This is a genomic window from Roseivivax isoporae LMG 25204 (genome assembly GCF_000521865.1).
GTDB classification, from domain to species: domain Bacteria; phylum Pseudomonadota; class Alphaproteobacteria; order Rhodobacterales; family Rhodobacteraceae; genus Roseivivax; species Roseivivax isoporae.
On sequence record NZ_JAME01000083.1, the window covers coordinates 1 to 5,567 of the forward strand.

Annotated in this window: 4 protein-coding genes and 1 pseudogene; 3 read left to right on the forward strand and 2 right to left on the reverse strand. The window is 63.4% G+C overall.

The annotated features are described in order from the left end of the window. The first annotated feature begins 376 nt into the window (after positions 1 to 376). From secD to RISW2_RS22450, 3 genes are read left to right on the forward strand one after another with little or no spacing between them, the layout of a single operon-like run. Positions 377 to 2,872 carry a protein translocase subunit SecD gene (gene secD, locus RISW2_RS22440; protein WP_043775484.1) on the forward strand — a complete coding sequence of 832 codons (2,496 nt, stop codon included), beginning with the start codon at positions 377 to 379 and terminating at the stop codon, positions 2,870 to 2,872. Next, a complete protein-coding gene (locus RISW2_RS22445) occupies positions 2,869 to 3,612 on the forward strand; it encodes a sulfite exporter TauE/SafE family protein (RefSeq protein WP_043775475.1) in 744 nt (247 codons plus the stop codon). Before secD ends, RISW2_RS22445 begins: the two co-directional genes overlap by 4 nt. Position 3,613: 1 nt before the next feature. Further along, positions 3,614 to 4,432: an undecaprenyl-diphosphate phosphatase gene (locus RISW2_RS22450; RefSeq protein WP_043775478.1), complete on the forward strand. Its 819-nt coding sequence runs from the start codon at positions 3,614 to 3,616 to the stop codon at positions 4,430 to 4,432. A 6-nt stretch (positions 4,433 to 4,438) separates the two neighbouring features. On the opposite strand, the gene RISW2_RS22455 is transcribed toward RISW2_RS22450, so the two are convergent. Together RISW2_RS22455 and RISW2_RS25955 are read right to left on the reverse strand one after the other, a co-directional pair. Further along, positions 4,439 to 5,365 (reverse strand): CorA family divalent cation transporter, encoded by a 927-nt coding sequence (locus RISW2_RS22455; protein WP_043775481.1) that lies wholly within the window; start codon positions 5,363 to 5,365, stop codon positions 4,439 to 4,441. 15 nt (positions 5,366 to 5,380) lie between these two features. Next, a pseudogene (locus tag RISW2_RS25955) lies at positions 5,381 to 5,518 on the reverse strand (DUF6958 family protein); the annotation flags it as partial. Between the last annotated feature and the right edge of the window lie 49 nt (positions 5,519 to 5,567).

Sequence of the window (5,567 nt, forward strand, 5' to 3'; positions counted from 1 at the left end):
CATCCAGAGCGGCTTGCCGAGAACCAACAGGAGCAGGACGTCCAAGGTCGTGACCTTCCAGCACATCACGCCCCGGGAGGTCACGGGCGCACCAATGCGCCAAGGACACCGGGCGGAGAGGTGCGGTCCGACATCACGAAGGTCATCCATCGTCAGAGGGGCCCGGGCCGCGCGCGAGAAATGGAGAGCGCCCGGCGCCGTTCAATGACCTTGCCTGCGAAAATTTTTCACGCTGACACTTGCACGTGCTGCTCAAGCATCTGATCTCCTCTCGGCCAGTCGCAGAGCAGGTCCGGTGGACCACGTTCCACCGTCTTCGCGTCGCTTCGATGATCGGCGAAGCGCACCCGGCGCCTCCGGGTTGGAGACATCGGTCTTGAAGCTGCCCATTTGGCGTTTCGCCCTCTACGCGCTGGTCATACTGACCGGCGTTGCCATAGCCTTGCCGACTTTCCTGCCGCGAAACCTCACGCAATCCTGGCCAATTTCCCCTGTGGCGCTCGGGCTCGACCTTCGCGGCGGTGCCTCCCTGACCCTGCGTGCCGACGAGGCCGCGATCCGTGCGGGACTGGTCTCCGATTTTGCAGTGGCGTTGACTGAAGCAGAGCCTGCCCTGATCACCGCAGCACCAGAGGATGGGGACCGTCTGCGCATCGCAATCCCGGACGGAATGAGTCCGGACGTGGCGATGAGCGTTGCCAGCGGGGTCATTCCCGAAGTGGGCGGCGGACTCGTGCAGCACGCTCAACCGGCATTTACATTGGCCGCTGACGAAGACGGCATCACTGCAACCCTGCGATCCGCGGCGGTTGCACTCGTCCGGGCGGATGCCGTCGCGCGCAGCATCGAGGTCATCCGCAACCGGATCGACGAGGCCGGCGTCGCCGAACCGTCGATCCAATCGCTGGGCAAAGATCGAATTCTCGTTCAGATGCCGGGCGTCTCAGATCCCCGAGGCTTGCGAGCCCTCCTGGGCGCCACAGCAGAACTCACCTTCCACAAGGTGGTCCCCGCAGGCACCGAAGGCGCAATGCACCTGCCGGAGATCGGAAGCACGGAGATATGGGTTTCCGCCCGCCCTGCGCTTGATGGCGAGCGTTTAGCCGACGCCAGCGCCGCGTTTGATCCGGAAAGCGGCGCACCCGTTGTTCAGTTCCGTTTCGATACCGAAGGTGCGCGCCTTTTTGGCGAACTCACCCAGGAGCTCGTCGGGCAAAGGTTTGCAATCGTTCTCGATGGACAGGTCATCTCTGCGCCTGTGATCCAGGAACCGATCCTCGGCGGATCGGGCGTCATCAGCGGCGCTTTCACTGTAGACGAGACATCGACATTGGCGGCTCTTCTGCGCGCCGGAGCCCTCCCTGTGCCCCTCGAGATCATTGAGGAACGCACGGTCGGTGCCGACCTCGGCGCCGATGCCATTGCGATGGGATTGTGGACCGGGCTTGCGGGCTTCGCACTGATAGCGGCGATGATGATCGCACTCTACGGCACCTGGGGCGCGGTGGCGATCGGGGCGCTCTTGATCAACGTGGCCCTCACCATATCCGCCCTCGTTCTGCTGGGCGCGACGCTGACGCTTCCCGGCATCGCCGGCCTGATCCTTGGCATGGGGCTGGCTGTCGATGCCAACGTGCTCATTAACGAACGCATCCGCGAGGAGACACGGGCCGGAAAGCGCGCGGCCTCGGCCGTGCAGTCGGGTTTCGACAGGGCCTACCGCGCGATCCTTGATTCCAACCTGACGACGCTCATTGCAACCGCGCTGCTCTTCTGGCTGGGATCGGGCCCGGTGCGCGGCTTCGCCCTCACAATGGGTCTCGGCATCGCGATCTCGCTCTTCACCGCCGTCGCCGTGGTGCGGGCCGCAATGGACATTCACCTGCGCAGGCAACGGCCCAAAACCTTCGAGATCAAGCCGCTGTTCCAGTTTCTGGCGTCCGCGCGCGTGCCGTCCTATCGTTTCATGCGAGCACGGTTCGCCGGCCTTGCGGTGTCTCTGGCGCTGTCGTTGGCATCCGTCGGTCTCTTTGTTTCGCCGGGGCTCAACTACGGAGTGGATTTTCGCGGTGGCGTGCTGATCGAGGCGCGCAGTGAAGCGCCAGCCGATCTCGGCGCGATGCGCACCGGCATGGAAGCGCTGAACCTTGGCGAAGTCTCGCTGCAGGATAGTGATGGCGGGCGTTCGGTCCTGATCCGCGTCGAGGAGCAGCCCGGTGGCGAAGCTGCACAGACGGCGGCAGCCGAGGCCGTGAAAAGCGTTCTGGCGGAGGTGTCGCCGGGCACCGACATCGACCGGGTCGAGATCGTCGGCCCCCGCGTCAGCGCGGAACTGGCTGTCGCGGGCCTCATCGCTGTCGCCGCGGCAAGCCTCGCCATGCTTGGCTATATCTGGGCGCGCTTCGACTGGCCCTATGCCGTCGGCGCCATCGCGACCCTGGTGCTCGACGTCACCAAGACCGTGGGGTTCCTCGCGCTCACAGGGCTCGATTTCGGGCTGACTGCCATCGCGGCACTGCTGACGCTGATTGGCTATTCGGTCAATGACAAGGTCGTTGTCTACGATCGGATGCGCGAGAACGCGGACCGGCACCCGGACATGCAGCTGCGCGAGCTGATCGACCTGTCGATCAACCAGACGCTCGCGCGATCGCTCTATACCTCCGGCACAGCCCTTCTGGCGATGCTGCCAATGGCGATCTGGGGCGGCGCCGCTGTCCAAAGCTTCGCCATTCCAATGGTCTTCGGCATCGTGGTTGCAGCCTCGTCGTCGATCTTCATCGCGGCGCCCATCCTTCTCTTCCTTGGAGACTGGCGCCGCCGCAACAGGCCTGTCGAGCAGGCAACTGTGAAACGCCCCGTGGCGCCGTGATCGAAGAGGCGTTCTGGCAAATTGTGGCGGTCGGCTTCGCCGCACAGATAGTCGATGGCGCGCTCGGCATGGCCTATGGGCTGACCTCGACCTCGCTTCTCCTCACGTTCGGGTATTCACCGGCGGCTGCGAGCGCGGCGGTACACCTCGCCGAGACCGCGACGACCGCGGTCAGCGCCGGCTCGCATCACGTGGCGCGCAACGTGGATTGGAGAATCGTGCGGCCGCTTGCCATCGCCGGCGTTCTTGGCGGCGTCGCCGGAGCGAGCCTCCTTGCGACCGACGCCGGCGAAATGCTGCGTCCCGTCGTCTCTGCATATCTCGCGATCATGGGCGGGGTGATCCTGTGGAAGGCATTCCGCAACATGCCTGGCATCCGACCGCCCAGTGGTCTGCTGCCACTGGGCGGGATTGGCGGCTTTCTTGATGCCATCGGTGGCGGCGGCTGGGGGCCGATCGTCTCCGGAACGCTGGTCGCCTCCAGCAGTTCGGCGCGGCATATGATCGGGTCTGCCATCGCGGCGGAGTTTTTCGTGACGACGGCCATCGCCATCACTCTCGCCGGACACCTCGGCTGGAAGGAGTTTGGGGTTGCCGCACTGGCATTGGTCGTCGGAGGAGTACCCGCGGCTCCCTTCGCGGCTCTGATCGTCCGGGTCGCTCCACGACGCGCTCTGATGATCGCCGTTGGTTTGCTGATCGTGTTCCTTGGTCTGTACGGCCTTTGGCAGGCTTCTTGAGATGGCTGATCCAACCGACACCGCTTCCGAAGCTGGTCTCGCAGCAGTTCTTGCCCTCGGCGCGCTGGAAGGTCTGACCGAGTTCTTGCCGGTATCGTCCACCGGACATCTGATCCTTGCGGTGGACCATTTCCGGCTCACGCTGCCGCCAGAGCGAGTGTTTGAGGTGGCGATCCAGAGCGGCGCCATCATGGCGGTCTGCGTCGTCTACTTTACAAGACTGCGCGACGTCGTGCTGGGTCTGCAGCGCGATTCCCCAGCGCGGGCCTTCGTGCGGAACGTCGTCCTGACCAGCCTACCCGCGGCCATTCTGGGTTTTCTCTTTCACGAGGCGATCCTGACAGCGCTCTTCGATCCGCGCGTCGTCGCGGTTGCGCTCATTCTCGGTGGCCTCGCGATGCTGGCAACCGAGCTGATCCGGACGCCTGTGCGCTTCACCGATGTCTCGGATATCTCGCCGTCAGTGGCGATCGCAGTCGGCGTGGCTCAGTGTCTCGCGCTTATTCCCGGGATCTCGCGATCCGCGGCGACCATCATCGGTGCGCTGCTCGTGGGCGTGGAGCGCAGAACGGCCGCGGCCTATTCCTTCTTCGTGGCACTTCCGGTCTTGCTCGGGGCGACGGGTCTCCAGCTGACGCGGACCGCGGACAGCCTTCGCGCAGATGATGTCGTGGTTCTCACAGCCGGCGGTGTCGCAGCCTTCGTCTTCGCCGTCCTCTCGATCCAGGTCATGATCGCGGTCGTGGCGCGCATCGGCTTCGCGCCCTTTGCGATCTACCGCATTGCCCTCGGCAGCCTAGCCTTGCTGGTGGTTTGGTAAGACCTCTCAGAGCCATCCACGCTTTCGGCACCAGAGATAGGGCAGAACCGCAGAGGCCAGCATCGCCGCGAGTGCGGACGGATAGCCCCACCTCCAAGTCAGCTCGGGCATCACTTCGAAGTTCATCCCATAGATGGCGGCGATCAGGGTGGGCGGCAGCAATACAACGGCCACGATCGAGAAGAACTTCACGATGGCGTTCTGCTCGACGCTGATAAGACCGAGCAGAGTGTCGAGAATGAACTGGATGTTCTGAGCGACGAAGGTCGCGTGGTCGGTGACCGAAATGATGTCACGGCTGGTGCTTTTCGCCCGCTCCCGAAACTCAGCGTCATCATATTCGGATTGCGTAAGCAGATAACCGGTCATGCGGCCAAGAGACACGAGGCTCTCACGTACCTTCGCGACCCGACGGTGAAGCAGCTGGATTTCGGCCAGAACGGCTTCCAGTTCGGCGACAGTGCGCCGCTTCGGGGGCTGTTCTTTTGCCGGGAGAGCTGAAAGCGCCATCTCGTCGGCAGCAGTCGCGGCACCTTCGAGCAATTCCGACGTTCGATCGACCAAGGCCTCGATCAGCCCGACAAGGGCGCTGGAACTCGTAAGCCTGTTATCCGAGCGCTGGATCTCGGATGCGCACAGGTCGAACGCACGACTCTGCGCGTAGCGTACCGTGACGAGGTTTTCTCCCTTAAGAATGAATGCGACAGTGCTGGTCTGAGGAAGCGGCGCCTCCCCAACGGTGACGATCTGCGCTGCCATGAAGGTGCCGCCGTCCTCTCGGTAGAGCCTGCTTGATGGTTCGTTTTTCCGAATGTCGTCCTGCGTCGGGACATCGATTTCGAGAGCCCCCTCGACCTCGGCTTCTTCCGTCGCGGACGGGGAGACAAGATCGAGCCATCTCGCGCCGTTACCGAGTTCAATCTTATTGAGCATCGCACCCCCTGCTCGTTACAGGCATTGGCAAAAATTCATGGCCCATTGCCATTGTGGCTTCAGGTACCATCCTGTCTTTTCGCTCCCAGGAAACAATTCATGTGACAGGTTCGGCAACAGCGCGACTTTGGCCTCGGCGACAGACATACCGGGGGCCTCGGCGGGGTGCCAAAAAAATGTCTACAAATGATGGAAATGGCAT

Coding starts and splice junctions, on each gene's coding strand:
- RISW2_RS22455 (WP_043775481.1), bottom strand. CDS start 5,365: ATGCTCAATAAGATTGAACTCGGTAACGGCGCGAGATGGCTCGATCTT.
- RISW2_RS22450 (WP_043775478.1), top strand. CDS start 3,614: ATGGCTGATCCAACCGACACCGCTTCCGAAGCTGGTCTCGCAGCAGTT.